At 70.7% G+C, this 19130-nt stretch carries 15 protein-coding genes; 12 read left to right on the top strand and 3 right to left on the bottom strand.

The genetic code is table 11. The features are described from left to right. The first annotated feature begins 7 nt into the window (after nt 1-7). Together ACGFNK_RS26910 and ACGFNK_RS26905 are read left to right on the top strand one after the other, a co-directional pair. Nucleotides 8-3742, top strand: coding sequence for a glycosyltransferase (locus ACGFNK_RS26910; protein WP_393419945.1), 3735 nt, complete (start codon nt 8-10; stop codon nt 3740-3742). Then, on the top strand, nt 3739-5265 hold the full coding sequence (locus ACGFNK_RS26905; protein ID WP_393419943.1) for a DUF5719 family protein: 1527 nt from the start codon (nt 3739-3741) through the stop codon (nt 5263-5265). The genes ACGFNK_RS26910 and ACGFNK_RS26905 overlap by 4 nt, the downstream gene beginning before the upstream one ends. A gap of 112 nt (nt 5266-5377) precedes the next feature. Here the strand turns inward: ACGFNK_RS26905 and ACGFNK_RS26900 are convergent, their stop codons facing one another. Further along, nucleotides 5378-5839, bottom strand: a complete 462-nt coding sequence (locus ACGFNK_RS26900; protein ID WP_386341034.1) for a metallopeptidase family protein — start codon at nt 5837-5839, stop codon at nt 5378-5380. Nucleotides 5840-6224: 385 nt separating this feature from the next. Here ACGFNK_RS26900 and ACGFNK_RS26895 point away from each other — a divergent pair, with 385 nt between their 5' ends. From ACGFNK_RS26895 to ACGFNK_RS26855, 9 genes are all read left to right on the top strand, one after another. Further along, nucleotides 6225-6596, top strand: a complete 372-nt coding sequence (locus tag ACGFNK_RS26895) for a DUF3499 domain-containing protein (RefSeq protein ID WP_328771132.1) — start codon at nt 6225-6227, stop codon at nt 6594-6596. A 178-nt stretch (nt 6597-6774) separates the two neighbouring features. After that, complete coding sequence (locus ACGFNK_RS26890) at nt 6775-8391, top strand: L-lactate permease (RefSeq protein WP_393419941.1); 1617 nt, start codon at nt 6775-6777, stop codon at nt 8389-8391. Nucleotides 8392-8496: 105 nt separating this feature from the next. Continuing rightward, entirely contained in the window at nt 8497-9861 is a 1365-nt protein-coding gene (locus tag ACGFNK_RS26885; RefSeq protein WP_393419939.1) for a phosphomannomutase/phosphoglucomutase, read from the top strand. 286 nt (nt 9862-10147) lie between these two features. After that, entirely contained in the window at nt 10148-10318 is a 171-nt protein-coding gene (locus ACGFNK_RS26880) for a Trm112 family protein (protein WP_386340990.1), read from the top strand. A 39-nt stretch (nt 10319-10357) separates the two neighbouring features. After that, nucleotides 10358-11485 (top strand): SIS domain-containing protein, encoded by a 1128-nt coding sequence (locus ACGFNK_RS26875; protein WP_393419937.1) that lies wholly within the window; start codon nt 10358-10360, stop codon nt 11483-11485. Between the two features lie 152 nt (nt 11486-11637). Next, entirely contained in the window at nt 11638-12789 is a 1152-nt protein-coding gene (manA, locus tag ACGFNK_RS26870; RefSeq protein ID WP_393419935.1) for a mannose-6-phosphate isomerase, class I, read from the top strand. A gap of 143 nt (nt 12790-12932) precedes the next feature. Continuing rightward, nucleotides 12933-13910 carry a cation diffusion facilitator family transporter gene (locus ACGFNK_RS26865; RefSeq protein WP_386341000.1) on the top strand — a complete coding sequence of 326 codons (978 nt, stop codon included), beginning with the start codon at nt 12933-12935 and terminating at the stop codon, nt 13908-13910. A 464-nt stretch (nt 13911-14374) separates the two neighbouring features. Then, on the top strand, nt 14375-15832 hold the full coding sequence (gene ahcY, locus ACGFNK_RS26860; protein ID WP_393419933.1) for an adenosylhomocysteinase: 1458 nt from the start codon (nt 14375-14377) through the stop codon (nt 15830-15832). Between the two features lie 98 nt (nt 15833-15930). Beyond that, nucleotides 15931-16545 (top strand): hypothetical protein, encoded by a 615-nt coding sequence (locus ACGFNK_RS26855; RefSeq protein ID WP_393419931.1) that lies wholly within the window; start codon nt 15931-15933, stop codon nt 16543-16545. A gap of 21 nt (nt 16546-16566) precedes the next feature. Here ACGFNK_RS26855 and ACGFNK_RS26850 read toward each other — a convergent pair whose 3' ends face one another. After that, nucleotides 16567-17574, bottom strand: coding sequence for an RDD family protein (locus tag ACGFNK_RS26850; RefSeq protein ID WP_393419929.1), 1008 nt, complete (start codon nt 17572-17574; stop codon nt 16567-16569). Nucleotides 17575-17691: 117 nt separating this feature from the next. Here ACGFNK_RS26850 and ACGFNK_RS26845 point away from each other — a divergent pair, with 117 nt between their 5' ends. Next, a complete protein-coding gene (locus tag ACGFNK_RS26845; RefSeq protein ID WP_393419927.1) occupies nt 17692-18699 on the top strand; it encodes a stage II sporulation protein M in 1008 nt (335 codons plus the stop codon). 200 nt (nt 18700-18899) lie between these two features. Here the strand turns inward: ACGFNK_RS26845 and ACGFNK_RS26840 are convergent. Then, nucleotides 18900-19130 (bottom strand): hypothetical protein (locus tag ACGFNK_RS26840; protein ID WP_393419925.1); only part of this gene is annotated, 231 nt, incomplete at its 5' end.

Here is a 19130-nt window from a genome sequence, read left to right as displayed (position 1 = left end):
TACCTCGATGTCCGCGCACAGCCATCCGGCAGCTCAGTACGACGCTGCCGCCGCAGCGTTCGACCCGTCACGCCCGGCAGCGTCTGACCCGTCCCGCGCTGCGGCGTTCGACCCGGCCCGCCCGCCCGAGTTTCCGAGGCACGTGGTCACCGCCGTGCTCGTCTCGCACGACGGTGGCCGCTGGCTGCCCGACGCCCTCGCCGGGCTGCTCGGTCAGGAACGCCCGGTGCAGAACGCCGTGGCGGCCGACACCGGCAGCGCGGACGACTCCGCCCGGCTGGTCACCGAAGCGCTCGGCGCCGACCGGGTGCTGCACCTCGCCCGGCGCACCGGCTTCGGCCAGGCCGTCGACGAGGCCGCCCGCACCGCCGGCGCGCTCACTCCGGACGACCTGCCGTACCTGAAGCGGCCCAGCGGCTGGGACCCGGTGACCCGCACCTGGCGCGACGACGCGTACGACATGCCGGAACTGCCGTACGGCGAGCCCGTCCAGTGGCTGTGGCTCCTGCACGACGACTGCGCCCCCGAACCCGACAGCCTGGCCCAGCTCCTCCGTGTCGTCGAGAACGAGCAGGAGCTCGGCAAGGACGTCGCGATCGTCGGCCCGAAGCTCCGCGGCTGGTACGACCGACGGCAGCTCCTCGAGGTCGGCGTCACCATCGCCAACAGCGGCCGCCGCTGGACCGGCCTGGACCGGCGCGAACAGGACCAGGGCCAGCACGACCACGTACGGCCCGTGCTGTCCGTGTCCACGGCCGGCATGCTGATCCGCCGCGACGTCTTCGAGCAGCTCGGCGGCTTCGACCGGCGGCTGCCCCTGATGCGTGACGACGTCGACCTGTGCTGGCGCGCCCAGGCCGCAGGGCACCGCGTCCTCGTCGCCCCCGACGCGGTCGTACGCCACGCCGAGGCGGCCTCCCGCGAGCGGCGCACCGTCGACTGTGTGGGCCGTACGTCCGCCTCCCCGCACAAGGTCGACAAGGCGGGCGCCGTCTACACGCTGCTCGTCAACTCCCGCAGCGCCGTGCTGCCCTGGGTCCTGCTGAGGCTCGTGCTCGGCACACTGCTGCGCACCGTCGCGTACCTCGTCGGCAAGGTCCCCGGACAGGCCGTCGACGAGATCCGAGGCCTTCTGGGGACGCTGCTGCGGCCCGAGCGGATCATCGCCGGGCGGCGCAGGCGCGGCCGTCCGCAGGTCGACAAAGGGGAGCTGCGCGAGCTGTTCCCGCCGCCGGGTGCGACCGTGCGGGCCACCATCGAGCAGGTCGCGGGCAATCTCGTGGGCAGCTCCGATCCCGAGCTGACGGCGGCCGGCCGGCACGGCGGCGCCGTCGAGTCCGGGCCCGGCGGAGACGACGCCGACTTCCTGGAGATCGAGCAGTTCGCCCGGCTCAAGCGCGTCGCCCGCAAGCCCGGCCCTGTGCTCTTCGTAGTGCTCCTCTTCGCCTCGCTCATCGCCTGCCGGGAACTGATCGGCGGCGGTGCTCTCGCGGGCGGCGCCCTCCTGCCCGCACCCGCCGACGCATCCGCGCTCTGGGCGCGCTACCTGGACGGCTGGCATCCCGTCGGCGCCGGTGGCACCCAGTCCGCGCCGCCCTATCTGGCGCTCGTCGCGCTGCTCGCCAGTGTGCTGTTCGGCTCCACCGGGCTCGCGGTCACCGTCCTGCTCGTCGGCTCCGTGCCGCTGGCCGGTTTCGCCGCGTACTTCGCCTCCCGGCCCCTGGTCCAGTCGCGACTGCTGCGCGCCTGGGCATCCATCGCGTACGCCTTCCTGCCCGCCGCCACCGGAGCGCTCGCGGGCGGCCGTATCGGCACCGCCGTGCTCGCCGTCCTGCTCCCCCTCATCGCGCGCGCGGGCATCGCGGCGAGCGGCCTCGCCTCGACGGCGGCACGCGGCAGCTGGCGTGCCACCTGGGCGTACGCGCTGCTGCTGACCCTGGCCACCGCCTTCACGCCGATCGTGTGGCCCATCGCCCTGGTGCTGGGCCTCGCGCTGCTGGCCGTGCGGCGGGGCGAGATCGTCGCCTACGGGCTCCGTTTCCTGGCCCAGCTCGGAACTCCGCTGCTGGTCCTGGCGCCCTGGTCGCTGTCACTGCTGCCCTTCGGCTTCTTCCAGGAGGCAGGCCTCGAGTTCGGAGAGGGGTCGGCGTCCGCGCTCGACCTGCTCGGCGGCAGCCCGGGCGGCCCCGGCACCGTCAGCGGGCTGATGCTCATCGGCATCGTGTGCGCGGCTCTGGCCGCCCTGCTGCGCGCACAGCGTCAGTTGGGAATCTGGACGGCCTGGGCGGCAGCCCTAGCGGGGCTCGTTTTCGCCGTCCTGTCCAACGGTTCCGCCTGGGCCGGTCCCGCCACGCTCGTCTACGGCCTCGCCCTCCTCGCCGCCGCCGCGCTCGGCGCCGACGGGGCACGCTCGCGTGTGGCCGAGCAGAGCTTCGGCTGGCGTCAGCCGGTCGCCGCCCTCATCGCGTTCGCCGCCGCCGCGGGACCGCTGCTCGTCGCCGCCGGGTGGATGATCGGCGGCGCTGACGGGCCCCTGGAGCGGCGCGACCCCGTCCAGGTGCCCGCGTTCGTCGCCGAGGAGAGCAGCACCCGCGACCAGGCCCGCACCCTCGTCCTCGACAGCGACTCGACCGCCCGGGTCGGCTACACGCTCGTACGCGGCTCCGGCGCCAGGCTCGGCGACGCCGAACTGGCCACCGCGGACGGCGAGAACAAGAAGCTCGACTCCGTGGTCGCCAACCTCGTGGCCGGTTCCGGAGCCGACCAGGCCGACCAGCTCGGCGGGTTCGCCGTTCGCTACGTACTCGTGCACCAGGGAGCGCCCCGAGAGGTCAGCCGCGTCCTGGACGCCACGCCCGGACTGACACGGCTGAGCCAGCAGGACGGCAGCGCCCTGTGGCGCGTGGACCGGCAGGTCTCCCGCGCGGCCATCGTCCCCGACTCCGGCGACCCGCAGCCCATCGCCGCCGGACCCGTCGAGGTGCACACCACGATCCCTTCCGGCACCGCAGGCCGCGTACTGCGCCTCGCCGACACCGCCGATGAGGGCTGGACCGCCACCCTCGACGGCAAGCCGCTCACCAGGACCACGCTCGACGGCTGGGCGCAGGGCTTCGAACTGCCCGCCGGTGACGGCCGGCTGGATGTCACCTTCGATCCGCCGGCGCTCCACACCGGCTGGCTGTGGGCCCAGGGCGCGCTCGCTGTCGTTCTCGTGGTCCTCGCCCTGCCCGGCCGGCGCCGCGACGTCGACGACGACCTCCCGGAGGAGCCGGCCGTCCCCGCCCAGCCCGTCTCCGGCGAGGGCCGCAGGGCCCGTCGGCTGCGCGCCCAGGCCGAGGCCGAACAGACACCCCAGGACGACCAGTTCACGCCCAATGCCCCGCCTCCTCCTCCGGAGGAGCCACCGGTCCCGGCCGCCGTCCCGCAGCAGCAGCCCTATAACGAGTGGGAGACGACGGCGTACGCGGGCACGGGCTCGGAGTACGGCACGTACGGCGATCAATACCAGGGCGCCCAGCAGTACCAGGCGGGCACCTATGAGCAGCAGCCCTACCAGGGGGACCCGTACCAGGCAGGCCAGTACGACCCGTACGCGTACGGGTCGGGGACCCCGGCCTACGACCCGACACAGCCGTACGCCCAGGGGTACGAAGCGCCGTACGACCCCGCGCAGCAGCAGCAGCAGCCGCAGCCGCCGCACGGCACCGACCGTGAGCGCCCCGACGGGAGCCAGCAGTGAACCGCCCCACCGTGTCCCTGATCGCCACCGTGGCCGCGCTCGCCGCCGTCGCCGGATTCGCCTCCCTCACCGAGCCGGAGGCCTCCGGCCCGGACACGGCGGCGAAGACGGCCACCCAGATGCCTGTGGAGCGCACCAGCCTTCTCTGCCCTGGGCCCAGCGCCTCGGACGTCGCCGAGACCGCGTACACGTCGTTCACGCCCGTCACCGAGGGCGCCGCCACGAACGGCAGGGCCGAACTCGCCCCGGTGGGGGAGGAGTCGGCAGACGGCTCCGAAAGCAGCGACAAGAAGAGTGGCAACAGCGACAGCGGCGACAAGGAGGCGGCCAAGAAGCCCGTCCTGACGCCGAAGGAGCCCGGCGAGCCGGTCACCGGAGAGGTGTCCGGTGCCGATGCGCCCGCGCTCCTCGGCACCGCCGAGGGCGGCTTCGCCCCCGGCTGGACCGTCCAGCAGACCACCGAGGTCCCGTCGGGCACCGGCCGCGGCCTGCTCGGCGCCAACTGCACGGCTCCGGACACGGAGTTCTGGTTCGCGGGCGTCAGTACGGCCGAGGAGCGCACCGACTACGTGCACCTCACCAACCCCGACGACTCCGCCGCCGTCGTCGACATCGAGCTGTACGGCAAGGACGGCAGCCTCAAGTCGGCGTCGGGGGAGGGCATCCAGGTCCAGCCGCACTCCACCGAGCCGGTGCTGCTGTCCACGCTGATCGACGAGCAGCAGAGCGACCTCACGGTGCACGTGACCGTCCGCAGCGGCCGGGTCGCCGCCGCCGCCCAGGCCCTCGACGACAAGCTCGGCGGCGACTGGCTGGCCGCCTCCGCCGACCCGGCGGGCAGCCTCGTCCTGCCGGGCATCCCCAAGGACGCCACGTCCGTACGTCTGGTCGCCTTCACACCCGGCGACCTGGACGCCGACCTGAAGGTGCAGCTGGCCTCGCAGTCCGGGCTGATCACGCCCGCCGGCAACGAGACGCTGCACGTGAAGGCCGGCATGACGGCCGTCGCGGACCTCGGCGACGTCACGCGCGGCGAGGCGGGCTCCCTGGTGCTGACGCCGACCGAGGAGGCCGTGCCGGTCGTGGCCGGGCTGCGGGTCGTGCGGGGCAAGGGCGACAAGCAGGAGACGGCGTTCATCCCGGCCAGCCGCCCGGTGGGCACGCGCGCCACGGTCGCCGACAACCGCGCCAAGGGCTCCACGCTCTCCGTGGTCGCCCCCGCCGAGGCCGCCGAGGTCAAGGTCACCGCCTCTGCCGGCAGCGAGGGTGGCACGGCCACGAGCAAGACGTACAAGGTCAAGGGCGGCACCACTCAGGACATCGAGGCGCCCGTTCCCAGCGGCCTCAAGGGCTCGTACGCGCTGACCGTCGAGCCCGTCTCCGGAGGCCCGGTCTACGCGGCGCGGACGCTGGAGATGCCCGAGGGCGGCATACCGAGGTTCACGGTCCAGACCCTGCCGGACGACCGGGGGATGGTGGCGGTGCCGGACGCGGAGCAGGATCTCTCGGTATTGCAGAAGTAGAGGTCCGCGCGCGCGGGATTCTCGGCCTCCACGCGCGCGTGCGGCTTATTTCGGCCGCTGTGCGCCCATGGCCTCGTACGCGATGCCTCTCTGGATGTCGGTCCTCTGGAAGTCAGTCCTCGCCGTACCGGGGGTCCACCGTCTCCGGAGTCAGCCCCAGCAGCTCGGCGACCTGCTCCACCACGACCTCGTGGACCAGGGCGGCGCGCTCGTCGCGTCCCTTGGTGCGGATCTCGACCGGACGGCGGTAGACGACGACGCGTCCGGGCCGGCCGTCGTGCGCCGCGATCGTGCCGCCCAGGGGTACCGCCTCGTCGCTCCAGTCCCCGCCCCTCTTCGGTTCGAGGCGTGGCACCTCCAGCACCACGAACTCGATGTCGGCAAGCTGCGGCCAGCGCCGCTCCAGCCGCTCCACGGAGTCCTGCACCAGATCCGCGAACACCTCGGCCCGGCTGGCAGCGAGCGGCACCTGGGGCGGCGCGACGGGTCCGCGCATTCCCCGGCCGTGGCGGTCACGACGGCGGGGCCTGGGGTCGGCGGCGCGGGGCGATACGGGGGGTACGGGGTTGTCCATCACTGACGAAGCGTAGTCCTCGTCCGGTCGGGGTGCCCTGCCTCCACGCGGCTGCCCGACCGTCTCCGCGCGGGCTGCCCGACGTCCACGGACAGGTCCCACCACGCGCGCGCGGCAGTCCCGGGACATGTCGCTTGATGACCATTCCAGCCAAGCTTGGGCTCGTTTACGTATCTCTACGAACCGTCGAACTCACGGCAGTTGACATGTTTTGTACCAAGTGGTGATCGGATCCAGGCTGTCCGGCATTTCGGCAAGGGGCGTACGTGCAGGTCAGCCGGACTCGTGAGGATTTTCGTGTGGCCGGTGTCACAGGACGACACGGTGGGGTGACCTGGGGAAGATCCGTCGCGGCCCGCTCAAGAGTGCGGTACCGTCCAACGTCGTGAGCCCTGTACGTCGCTGTTCGCGCACCGCTTGCGGCCGCCCCGCCGTCGCGACGCTGACGTACGTCTACGCCGACTCGACCGCTGTCCTCGGCCCGCTCGCCACCTATGCCGAACCCCACTGCTACGACCTGTGCGCCGAGCACTCCGAGCGTCTCACCGCACCGCGCGGCTGGGAGGTCGTCAGGCTCGCAAACGGCTCCGCTCCCTCCCGCCCCAGCGGCGACGACCTGGAGGCGCTCGCCAACGCGGTGCGTGAGGCGGCCCGGCCCCAGGAGCGCGCGGCGCAGGCCGGCGGAGCGCGTGGTGCGGACCCGATGGAGGTCGCACGCCGCGGCCACCTGCGGGTACTGCGCTCGCCGGATTCCTGACCTCTCCTTCAACCGTCCGCCCCTGACGGGAACTTCACTCGGTGCGCTTACGGTGCGCATTTTCACGCCGTCCTGTACAGGCATGCCGTACGGGCATTGACGAGAACTTGTCGCGGACACGACCATTCCCTCACCCGTGAGAAATCGCTTTCCGCATCGCGGAATCCGGGGAGGTTCTGTGTACGTCCAGGAACTGGAGCCCGTGGCCGGCTCGCTCGGCCTGTCCGCGTTAGTCGCGGCTCTGCCCCTCGTCCTCGTCCTGGTCCTGCTCGGCGGCGTCCGCATGAAGGCGCACCTGGCGGGACTCATCGGCCTCGCGGCGGCGGCCCTGGTGGCCTGCTTCGCGTACGGCATGCCCCTCGGCCAGACGGTCTCCAGCGCCGCACAGGGCGCCGTCTTCGGCCTCTTCCCCATCCTGTGGATCGTCGTCAATGCCCTGTGGGTGTACCGGATGACCGTCCGTACCCGGCACTTCGACATCCTGCGCCGCTCCTTCGGGCGGCTCTCCGACGACCCGCGCATCCAGGCGCTCGTCGTCGCCTTCTGCTTCGGCGCGCTCCTGGAGGCCCTCGCAGGCTTCGGTGCGCCTGTCGCGATCTGCTCGGTCATGCTGGTCGCGCTCGGCTTTGAGCCCGTCCGCGCGGCCGTGGTCGCGCTGGTCGCCAACACCGCGCCCGTCGCCTTCGGCGCGATGGGCACGCCAGTCGTGACGCTCGCCCAGGTCACCGGACTGCCCCTGGACTCGGTGGCCTCCGTGGTGGGCCGCCAGACGCCGCTGCTGGCCCTCGTGGTGCCGCTTGTACTCGTCGGTCTGGTGGACGGGCGGCGCGGACTGCGCGAGACCTGGGTGCCCGCCATGGCGTGCGGAGTGGCCTTCGCCGTGGCCCAGTTCGCCGCCTCCAACTACCTTTCCGCCCAACTCGCCGACATCGGCGCCGCCCTGGCCGGAGCGGGCGCCCTGGTGGCGATGCCCCAGGCGCGCAGGCCCGCCGCCGAGCCCGTACGCGTGGCTGTCCTGACCGGCGTACGCAGTGAGGACCTGGACGAGGAGGATCCGCGCCCCGAGGTGGTGCGGGCCTACGCGCCGTACGCCCTGATCGTCGCGATCTTCTCCGTGGCCCAGATCCCCGCGGTGAAGGACTTTCTGGCGAAGGCGACCCGCACCTTCGACTGGCCCTTCCTGAACGTCGCGAACCCGGACGGGGAGCCCGTCAGCGGCAATGTCTTCTCGTTGCCGATCGTCTCGACCGGCGGCACGCTCGTGCTGCTCGCCGGGGTGGGCACGGCGGTCGTTCTCGGGGTGCACGCGCGCGTGGCCGTCAAGGAATGGGCGGCCACCGTCCACGAGTTGAGGTTCGCGATCCTCACCGTGACATCCGTCCTGGCGCTCGCGTACGTCATGAACCTCTCGGGGCAGGCCGCCACGATCGGCTACTTCGTGGCGGCGGCGGGCGCGGGGCTCGCGTTCCTGTCACCGGTTCTGGGGTGGTTCGGTGTCGCCGTCTCCGGGTCGGACACCTCAGCCAACGCACTCTTCGGGGCCCTACAGGTCACCGCGGCACGGGAGTCCGGGCTCTCCCCGGAGCTCCTGGCGGCCGCCAACAGTTCGGGCGGTGTCCTGGGGAAGATGATCTCGCCGCAGAACCTGACCATCGCCTGCGCGGCCGTCGGCCTCGCAGGCCGCGAAGGGGACCTGCTGCGCAAGGTGCTGCCATGGAGCATCGGGCTGCTGCTGGTCATGTGCCTGATCGTGGTCGGGCAGAGTTCCGTCGTACTTGAGTGGATGCTTCCGTAAGTCCTGGCGCGAGTCCCGGTTCGATCTCTCGGAGACCGACCCGGTCCAGTGTCGGTCCGGGCGGGTAGTTTGGGGGCACCGATGAGGAATCCAGGAGGCTTGGCCGTGGCTGCTGATCTGTCGCAGATCGTGAAGGCGTATGACGTACGCGGGGTGGTCCCGGATCAGTGGGACGAGCCGCTGGCAGAGCTGTTCGGCGCGGCCTTCGCGCAGGAGACGGGCGCGAGCGCGATCGTGGTCGGGCACGACATGCGGCCCTCGTCGCCGGGCCTGTCGCGGGCCTTCGCGCGTGGGGCGACGGCGCGAGGCGTCGACGTGACCGAGATCGGACTGTGCTCGACGGACCAGTTGTACTACGCGTCGGGGGCGCTGAACCTGCCGGGTGCGATGTTCACGGCCTCGCACAACCCCGCGCAGTACAACGGCATCAAGATGTGCCGGGCGGGCGCCGCCCCGGTCGGCCAGGACACGGGCCTCTCCGACATCCGCGAACTCGTCGAGACCTGGGCGGACTCCAGCGCCCCGGAACCGGCGGCCACGCCCGGAACGATCACGCAGCGCGACACGCTGGAGGACTACGCGGCGCATCTCCGCTCCCTCGTCGACCTGACCTCCATCCGCCCCCTGAAGGTCGTCGTCGACGCGGGCAACGGCATGGGCGGGCACACAGTGCCCACCGTCTTCGCCGGGCTCCCCCTCGACCTGGTCCCGATGTACTTCGAGCTGGACGGCACGTTCCCGAACCACGAGGCCAACCCGCTGGACCCGGCGAACATCGTCGACCTCCAGAAGCGCGTACGCGAAGAGGGCGCCGACCTCGGCATCGCCTTCGACGGCGACGCCGACCGCTGTTTCGTGGTCGACGAGAACGGCGGCCCGATCTCGCCGTCCGCGATCACCGCCCTGGTCGCCTCTCGCGAGCTGGCCAAGCACGGCGGCAAGGGCACCGTCATCCACAACCTGATCACATCGTGGTCGGTACCAGAGGTGGTCCGGGAGAACGGCGGCACGCCGGTACGCACGCGCGTGGGCCACTCCTTCATCAAGGCCGAGATGGCCAGGACGGGCGCCATCTTCGGCGGCGAGCACTCCGCGCACTACTACTTCGCCGACTTCTGGAACGCCGACACGGGCATGCTCGCCGCCCTCCACGTCCTCGCGGCCCTCGGCGGCCAGGAGGGCCCGCTGTCGGGCCTGGTCGCCCAGTACGACCGCTACGCCGGTTCCGGAGAGATCAACTCCACGGTCGACGACCAGAAGGCCCGCCTCGCGGCGATCAAGACCGCGTACGAGGGCCGCGAGGGCGTCACCCTCGACGAACTCGACGGCCTGACGGTCTCCTCCGAGGACTGGTGGTTCAACGTCCGCGCCTCCAACACAGAACCCCTGCTCCGCCTGAACGCAGAGGCCCGCGACGAGGCAACGATGACGAAGGTACGGGACGAGGCACTGGCGATCATCAGAGGCTGAGTGCCCACCCGCGGTCCGAGGCTCGGCCTTCGGCCGCCTCCCGCTCCTCAATCCCCGGACGGGCTGATTTTCAGCCCGTCCGGGGGCACCTCCCAGCGGTAGCTGGGGAGATTTGGGGAGATTGAGGACGAGGCCGTCAGGTCGATAACGGGGGGTCTGGGGCGGAGCCCCCAGTCTCGGGAAGGGGCGGGCCCGGGGAAAGAAACACCCCCCAGCGCCCCGACCCCCACAGCGGTACTCTGACCAGGCCACATCCGCCCACATTCCACCCCGAAGGGACTCCCAAATGCCGCTGGAAGCCGGTCTCCTGGAGATCCTCGCCTGCCCGGCCTGCCACGCCCCCCTCAAGGATCAGGACACCGAGCTGATCTGCACATCCCAGGACTGCGCCCTGGCATACCCGGTCCGCGACGGCATCCCGGTCCTCCTGATCGACGAGGCCCGCCGCCCCGCGTAGACCCCAAAGACAGCGACCGGCGCCCGGAGGCTGCCCCACATGCTCGACGAATCACTGCTCGACGACCAGGAGGCGCTCGCCCGCGCCGACCGCCGCGAGCTGCTCCGCGGCGCCGCAGAAGCAGGCGCCCGCGTACGCACCGCCGTCCGGCACGCCACCGAGGCAGGAATCGCCGAGCTCAAGCCGGACGGCCGCCCAAGGGCCATCCTGATCGCGGGCCCTGGCCTGGCCGCCATCGGCGTCGCCGACCTGCTCGGCTCTCTTGCCGGAGCCGCCTGCCCCGTCACCCGGCTCACACCGGGAGGCGTGGCCCCCGCCGCGGGCGCCCTCCTCTGGGAGCTGCCCGGCTGGGCGGGCCCCGTGGACCTGCTCCTGATCGCCACGCCCGACGGCAGCGAACCGGGCCTGTCGATCCTCGTCGAGCAGGCCTACCGACGCGGCCTCACCGTCGTAGCCGTCTGCCCGCCCCACGCCCCGCTGGCGGAGGCGATCACGGGCTCCCACGGCCTCGCCGTACCGATGGCAACCGCCCCCTACGAGCCGCAGGCACCGGCCGCCGCCTCGGCCCCCGGTTCGCTGTGGGCACTGCTCACCCCGCTGCTCGTGCTGCTCGACCGCACCGGCCTGTTGTCCGCCCCGCCCGACGTCCTGCAGAAGGTCGCCGACCGCCTCGACCACGTCGCCGAACGCTGTGGTCCGGCCATCGCGACGTACAGCAATCCGGCCAAGACGCTCGCTGCCGAGCTCGCCGAGGCGCTCCCGGTGATCTGGACCGAGGGCCAGTCCGCGGGCCCCGCGGGACGCCGCTTCGTCGCCGCGATGGCGGAACTCGCGGGCCGCCCCGCGCTCACCGCCGAACTCCCCGAGGCGCTCGCCGCGCACAGCGTGCTGCTCTCGGGCGCGCTGGCAGCCGGCGCCGACCCCGACGACTTCTTCCGCGACCGCGTCGAGGAGGCACAAGCCCTCCACGCGCGCGTGGTCCTGCTGCGCGACCGCCCCGCCGGAGGCCGCACCGCCGCTCCCGCCGCCCGCGACCTCGCCCTCAGCCACGACACCGCGATCAGCGAACTCGAACCGGAGGACGGCAGCGATCTGGAGACCCTCGCGGAGCTGATCGCCATCACGGATTTCGCGGCCGTTTACCTGGCGCTCACCGCGGCGGCCTGATGCTTGCCCAGCGGCGGATCACCGTGACTGCCGCGAACTGGCAGAGCCCTGTGACAGCGAACTGGCCGAGCCCCGTGGCTGCCGTGAACAGGTCGACCGCCGCGAATACGTGAACACGTGCCCGCGTGAACAGAGAGCGCAGAGAGAACCCCATGGACCGCCTCGACAACACCATCCGTCCCTACGCCTGGGGCTCCACCACCGCCATCCCGCGGCTCCTCGGTGTCGAGCCCACCGGCGAACCGCAGGCCGAAGTGTGGATGGGAGCCCACCCCGGCGCGCCCTCCCGCACAGCCCGCGGCCCTCTCACCGAGCTCATCGAGGCGGCTCCCGAGCGTGAACTGGGTACCGAGACGGTCGCCAAGTTCGGCCCGCGCCTGCCGTTCCTCCTCAAGATCCTCGCCGCCGGCGCTCCCCTCTCCCTCCAGGTGCACCCCGACCTGGCCCAGGCCAAGGAGGGTTACGAGGACGAGGAGCGCCGCGGCGTCCCGATCGGCGCCCCCCACCGCAACTACAAGGACGCCAACCACAAGCCCGAACTGATCTGCGCGCTCACGGAGTTCGACGGCCTGTGCGGATTCCGGGCTCCGGCCGAGGCCGGGGATCTGCTTGCCGCCCTGGAGATCGACTCCCTCAAGCCGTACGTCGACCTGCTGCACGCCCACCCCGAGGACGCCGCCCTGCGCGAGGTGCTGACAGCCGTCTTGTCCGCGGACCCCGAGCAGATGACCACGACGGTCACCGAAGCCACCGCGGCCTGCACCCGCCTGGGCGGCCCGCACGCCCCGTACGCGGAAATCGCCCACCACTACCCGGGCGACCCGGGCGTCATCGCCGCGATGCTGCTCAACCACGTCCGACTCCAGCCCGGCGAGGCCCTGTTCCTCGGTGCCGGCGCCCCGCACGCATATCTGAACGGCCTCGGCGTCGAGATCATGGCCAACTCCGACAACGTCCTGCGCTGCGGACTCACCCCCAAGCACGTGGACGTCCCCGAACTCCTGCGGATCGTCCGCTTCGAGGCGAGTGATCCCGGCGTACTGCGCCCCGAGGCGTCCCCCGACGGCGAGGAGGTCTACGAGACGCCGATCGACGAGTTCCGCCTCTCGCGCTACGTCCTTCCGCAGAGCACCGCGGCCCACGAACTCACCCTCCGCACCCCGCAGATCCTCCTGTGCACCGCGGGCTCCGTACAGGCGGGCGAGCACGCTCTCACGCCCGGCCAGTCCGTGTTCGTACCGGCGGGCGAAAAGGCCGAAGTGTCCGGCACTGGCACGGTCTTCCGGGCCACTGTTGTGGCCTGAGACAGCCGTCGTGATGGCCAGGGCGACGGGCTGATGCACCACTGTCGGACCGGGCTGCAACAATGGCCCACCGCAAAGGGCGGGCAAAGCCGGGTCGGCAGACGGAATGCCCCCGACGGCAGACGAAGGGACATCGGGAACACATGAGCGCGTCAGGCGGCACCAAAGCGATCGTGGCGGCACTGCTCGCCAACCTCTCGATCGCGGTAGCGAAGTTCGTGGCGTTCCTCTTCAGCGGCTCCTCGTCGATGCTCGCCGAGTCCGTGCACTCACTCGCCGACTCCGGCAACCAGGGCCTGCTGCTCCTGGGCGGCAAGAAGGCCCAGCGCGAGGCGACCCCGCAGCACCCCTTCGGCTACGGCCGCGAGCGCTACATCTACGCCTTCCTCGTCTCGATCGTCCTCTTCTCGGTCGGCGGTATGTTCGCGATCTACGAGGGCTACCAGAAGATCAAGCATCCGCACGAGATCGACCACTGGTACTGGCCGGTGGGCGTCCTCATCTTCGCGATCATCGCCGAGACCTTCTCCTTCCGGACGGCCATCAACGAGTCCAACGTCCTGCGCGGCAAGCAGTCCTGGAAGGAGTTCGTACGCCACGCCAAGGCGCCCGAGCTGCCCGTCGTCCTCCTGGAGGACCTGGGCGCGCTGGTCGGTCTGATCCTGGCGCTCGTCGGCGTGAGCCTGGCGCTGGCCACCGGCGACGGCGTCTGGGACGGCATCGGCACCCTCTGCATCGGCGTCCTGCTCATCCTCATCGCGCTCGTCCTGGCCGCCGAGACCAAGTCGCTCCTCCTCGGTGAGGCCGCCGGCGTGGAAGAAGTCAAGAAGATCGAGGCGGCCATCGTCGACGGCGACACGGTCACCGGCATCATCCACATGCGCACGCTCCACCTCGGCCCGGAGGAACTCCTGATCGCCGCCAAGATCGCCGTCCAGCACGACGACACGGCCACCGAGATCGCCGCCGCCATCAACGCCGCCGAGTCCCGCATCCGCGAAGCCGTCCCCATCGCCCGAGTCATCTACCTCGAGCCCGACATCTACAGCGAAGCCGAAGCAGCAAAGGGCTCAGACCGCGAGGCCGCCCCGGGCGGCCCGGCCAAGCCGGCCGAGCACTGATCTCTCCGGCACAGGTTTTCCGTGCGAGGAGGGGCCCGCCCTCTGGTTCGCACGCACGCAGGCCCGCCGAACCGCCAACGGTTCGGCGGGCCTTTCGGCGTTCTGGCAGACGATCCGCCGCCGGACATTTTCGGCCCCGATCGAACCTTGAGCGCAGGAAGGTAAGTTGCCCTCTGTTCCTGACCTCGTAGCCCTCCTGCAACCCACCTCCTTCGTGCCTCCGTTTTCCGCCTCCGTGTCTCAATCTGGCCGGAGGCGGACTGGGGTCCGCTGGGCCGATCGGTGTAGGTTCGTACACTGAGCCAGACGTCGCTGCTGATGGCGGTCGGGCGGCCCCGTGCGGGCCGACCGAGGGAGAGAGGGCCTCCGACGGACTGCGCTGCGCACAGGCGTCGGGCATTCGTATGCTCGACACCGCGCAGATCAGCCGTACCCACCTCGACCCAATCCGAGGAGCAGCTCGCATGACGACTGTCGAAAACCGACAGGACTTCAAGGTCGCCGACCTCTCCCTGGCCGACTTCGGCCGCAAGGAGATCACCCTCGCCGAGCACGAGATGCCCGGCCTGATGGCGATCCGCAATGAGTACGCCGAGGCGCAGCCCCTCGCGGGCGCCCGCATCACCGGCTCCCTGCACATGACCGTGCAGACCGCCGTGCTCATCGAGACCCTGGCCGCCCTGGGCGCCGAGGTCCGCTGGGCCTCCTGCAACATCTTCTCCACGCAGGACCACGCCGCCGCTGCCATCGCGGTCGGCCCGAACGGCACGCCCGACAACCCCCAGGGCATCCCGGTCTTCGCCTGGAAGGGCGAGACCTTGGAGGAGTACTGGTGGTGCACGGAGCAGGCTCTGACCTGGCCGAACACGCCCACCGGCGGCCCGAACATGATCCTGGACGACGGTGGTGACGCCACCCTCCTCGTCCACAAGGGCGTCGAGTACGAGAAGGACGGCAAGGTCCCGTCCGTCGACACCGCCGAGAACGACGAGCACCGCGTCATTCTGGAGCTCCTCAACCGGACGATCTCCAACGGCTCGCAGAAGTGGACCCAGCTCGCCTCGGAGATCCGCGGCGTCACTGAGGAGACCACGACCGGCGTCCACCGCCTGTACGAGATGCAGCGTGAGGGCACCCTCCTGTTCCCGGCGATCAACGTCAACGACGCCGTCACCAAGTCGAAGTTCGACAACAAGTACGGCTGCCGCCACTCCCTGATCGACGGCATCAACCGCGCCACCGACACTCTGATCGGCGGTAAGACCGCGGTTGTCTTCGGCTACGGCGACGTGGGCAAGGGCTGCGCGGAGTCCCTGCGCGGACAGGGCGCCCGCGTGATCATCACCGAGATCGACCCGATCTGCGCCCTCCAGGCCGCGATGGACGGTTACCAGGTCACGACCCTGGATGAGGTCGTCGACAAGGCCGACATCTTCGTCACCACGACCGGCAACAAGGACATCATCATGGCCTCGGACATGGCCAAGATGAAGCACCAGGCGATCGTCGGCAACATCGGTCACTTCGACAACGAGATCGACATGGCCGGCCTCGCGCAGATCCCGGGCATCGTCAAGGACGAGGTCAAGCCGCAGGTCCACACCTGGAAGTTCCCCGACGGCAAGGTGATCATCGTCCTCTCCGAGGGCCGCCTGCTGAACCTTGGCAACGCGACCGGCCACCCGTCGTTCGTGATGTCCAACTCGTTCGCGGACCAGACCCTGGCCCAGATCGAGCTGTTCACCAAGCAGTCCGAGTACCCGACCGACGTCTACGTGCTCCCCAAGCACCTCGACGAGAAGGTCGCCCGCCTCCACCTCGAGGCACTCGGCGTGAAGCTCACCACGCTCCGCCCCGAGCAGGCCTCCTACATCGGTGTCGAGGTCGAGGGCCCGTACAAGCCGGACCACTACCGCTACTGAGCACCCTGCCGAGCAGCGGTACCACCGCTCGGCTCATGGATGTCAGCAGGCCCTCGCCGTCATGGCGGGGGCCTGTCCCCGATGAGGACCGAACCCCCATGCCCCGCGGCCGATATTCGCTTCATGATCCGCACGACCACACCCCCCTCGCTGAAGAGCACTTCCACTGCGCGCCCGGCCCCTCCGGCTGGCGCTACGTCTCCCAAGTGACGTCGCCCTCCGGTGACCCCGCCGGTTCCGTAGACCTCGCCCTCGACGACCTCGGCCGCCCCATCCGTCTCGAACTCCACGCTGCGAGCTGGCAGATCCGAGGCGCCGCCCTCGACGGCGTCACCTGGGTCCGCACCGACCCCACGGGAACTCACGCCACCGAAGGCAATGTCCGAGCCCACGCCTTCACCGGCACGTCCCCCGCATTCCTCATCGCCACCGCACGTCTGCTGCGCCTCACCCCCGATTCCTCCGCCACTCGCGTACGCCTCGTCGCCTTCACTGACCCGGTTCTGGCCCCGCGCACTGTCGACCAGTCCTGGGCTCTGATCAAAAGAGAAGCACACGCCACTGACAACGACCCCCTGACGGTGGACGAATACCAGGTCACAGCGCTGGACACGGGCGAGCAGCACACCGTCCACCTCTCCGGCGACGTCGTGCTCTCCGCACCCGGCATCGAACTCGAGGATCTCGAGTCGCCGCCGTCGATGTTCAGCTGACCGCCCGCAGGGCGTCCAGGGTCACGCTGGCGGGACGAACCCGGTGGCGGGGCGTTGGCTCCCGGCATCCTGCGGAGCTGCGGCGGGAGCCCCCTGCTCCGCTGGCGCCGTCGGCTCAGAGCCCGAGGGGAGAATCGCTGGGGCCGCGCTTGAGGGATAGGCGGAGTTCGGCTGCGCCGCCGGGTAGGAAGCAGAATCGGCGGGCGGCATCTGGGTGGCGGCTGGGCCGGCCGGGCCAGCCCCGCTGCCGCGCCCGACGGGCCCATCGCCGAAGGACGCTCCGCCGCCGAACGCCCGCCGGGCCTCCCGTGCCTGCCGCTCGTGCATCACGGCCGCCAGATACGCCGCCGGTGGTACTCCCTGCGGCGCCGGAGCCCCGGTGCGCTCCGCGACGTCGGCCGCGAGCCGCTCCGCCATCGCCCCACCGACCTGCGGATCCAACTGCTGCATCCGTGTCAGATACTGCCGAACCGCAAGCCATAGCCCATCGGGAACCGCGGACAGATCAAGCCCGGTAAACCGCCCCGCGAGCCAAGGCGGAGGAGGCGGAACGAAAGGCGTACGCCCAGCAGGAATCCGCTCCCGCACGACCAGGGTCCCCGCGAACACATCACCGAGCCGCCGCCCCCGAGCCGACACGAGCGACGCGATGCACGCCACGATCCCGAACGTCATCAGGATCTCGACCACACCGACCGCCCCACGCACCAGCGCATGCCGAAACCGGATCGGCCCGCCGTCGTCCCGCACCACCCGCAGCCCGCACGCCAGCTTCCCGAGCGAACGCCCATGACTGAGCGTCTCCACCGCGATCGGCCCGCCCACCAGCACAAGGAGGAACGCCGCGATGGACACCGCCGTCTGCGCTGCCTCATCGAGACCGGCCGTGGAGACCACAAGGGCCACCGTCACAGCGACGTACGCGGCCATCGCCGCCACCAGGTCGATCAGCACGGCCAGCGCCCGGCTCGGCAGCTTCGCGGGGCGCAGCTCCAGTGCCACCGCCTCGCCCGTCACAAGCTCACTCACGCCCGCCGTCCTTCCCCGAACTGCCCTGAGAACAGCCAGTCTGCCAAGCTGAGGGCACAACGCGCCGCAGTGCGACAAGCTGACCACACGACGAGCAGCCGAGGAGCAGCCAACCCGATGGACCTCGACGTCTTCGTGTCCGCCCACCGCGCCGAGTGGGACCGGCTCGACGCACTACTGCACCGCCAGCGCCGCCTCACGGGCGCGGACGCCGACGAACTCGTCGCCCTGTACCAGCGCACGGCGACCCATCTCTCCCTGATCCAGTCAAGCGCCCCGGACCCCCAACTCACCGGCCGCCTCAGCCAACTCGTGGCACGCGCGCGCAGTGCCGTAACAGGCACACGCCGAGCCTCCTGGCGCGACGCCACCCACTTCCTTGCGTACGGTTTCCCCGCCGCGGTCTACCGCTCACGTCACTGGTGGGTCCCCACAGCGCTCCTCTCCACCGCGGTCGCGGCCATCCTGGGGTGGTGGATCGGCACCCATCCCGAGGTCCAGTCCTCGATCGCGGCCCCCAGCGAGCTACGAGAGCTCACCCGCCCCGGCGGCCAGTACGAGACGTACTACTCGAGCAACCCCGCGGCATCCTTCGCGGCCCAGGTATGGACGAACAACGCCCAAGCCGCAGCCATGTGCCTCGTTCTAGGTGCCTTCTTGTGCCTGCCGGTCATCTGGATCCTCTTCCAGAACATGCTCAACCTCGGCGTGGGCATCGGCCTGATGTCCTCGGCGGGCCGCCTCGACACCTTCCTGGGCCTCGTCCTCCCGCACGGCCTCCTGGAACTGACGGCCGTATTCGTAGCCGCCGGTACGGGTCTACGCCTCGGCTGGACCTTGATCGACCCAGGCCCCCGCTCCCGTCGTGCGGCCCTCGCCGAAGAGGGCCGCGCCGCCCTGGGCATGGCGATAGGCCTTGCCCTGGTCCTCTTCGTCTCCGGCGCCATCGAAGGCTTCGTCACCCCGTCCGGCCTCCCTACCTGGGCCCGCATCACCATCGGCATCGCCGCTGAACTGGCCTTCCTTGCGTACGTCTACGTTCTGGGCGGTCGCGCGGCACGAGCCGGCGCCACGGGCGACGTCGAGGAGACGGAGCGCAGCGCCTCCGTACCGATCGCCGCCTGATGTGCAGGCACTCCAGCCGAGGTGCTAGCCTCGTACCTCGCCCCACCGGAGCCGTTGACACGGGACCTGTGGGGAGGTAGATTTACACAGTTGCGCGGAGCTGGACAGCTTCGACAGCAACAGTGAGCGTCTATCTATCCGCTTCTCGGGATCTACTTCCGAAGAAGCCCCTCCCGATCTATTCAGGAACGAGTGGCCGGTCAGTCCGGTCGAAAACTTCTGATAAAGTCGGACCCGCCGAAAGGGAGCCGCAAGGCTACTGAATAGGCAAGGCCCTCCAACTGGCCACCGAAGCGAATTGCGAGCCGGAAACGGCACGGAAATGCTTCTGGTAAGGTTGGAAACACCGAAGGGAAGCCCGGAGGAAAGCCTGCGAGGGTGAGTACAAAGGAAGCGTCCGTTCCTTGAGAACTCAACAGCGTGCCAAAAAT

Origin of the sequence: Streptomyces sp. NPDC048825 (assembly GCF_043198355.1) — a bacterium.
GTDB classification, from domain to species: Bacteria; Actinomycetota; Actinomycetes; order Streptomycetales; family Streptomycetaceae; genus Streptomyces; species Streptomyces xiangluensis.
This window is presented reverse-complemented; position numbering and strand designations above follow the sequence as displayed.

Bases quoted from the DNA above. Each gene is read 5' to 3' on its own strand.
- ACGFNK_RS26855 (WP_393419931.1), top strand. From the start codon at position 15,931: ATGCCCCGCGGCCGATATTCGCTTCATGATCCGCACGACCACACCCCC.
- ACGFNK_RS26865 (WP_386341000.1), top strand. From the start codon at position 12,933: ATGAGCGCGTCAGGCGGCACCAAAGCGATCGTGGCGGCACTGCTCGCC.
- ACGFNK_RS26910 (WP_393419945.1), top strand. From the start codon at position 8: ATGTCCGCGCACAGCCATCCGGCAGCTCAGTACGACGCTGCCGCCGCA.
- ahcY (WP_393419933.1), top strand. From the start codon at position 14,375: ATGACGACTGTCGAAAACCGACAGGACTTCAAGGTCGCCGACCTCTCC.
- manA (WP_393419935.1), top strand. From the start codon at position 11,638: ATGGACCGCCTCGACAACACCATCCGTCCCTACGCCTGGGGCTCCACC.
- ACGFNK_RS26875 (WP_393419937.1), top strand. From the start codon at position 10,358: ATGCTCGACGAATCACTGCTCGACGACCAGGAGGCGCTCGCCCGCGCC.
- ACGFNK_RS26845 (WP_393419927.1), top strand. From the start codon at position 17,692: ATGGACCTCGACGTCTTCGTGTCCGCCCACCGCGCCGAGTGGGACCGG.
- ACGFNK_RS26880 (WP_386340990.1), top strand. From the start codon at position 10,148: ATGCCGCTGGAAGCCGGTCTCCTGGAGATCCTCGCCTGCCCGGCCTGC.
- ACGFNK_RS26900 (WP_386341034.1), bottom strand. From the start codon at position 5,839: ATGGACAACCCCGTACCCCCCGTATCGCCCCGCGCCGCCGACCCCAGG.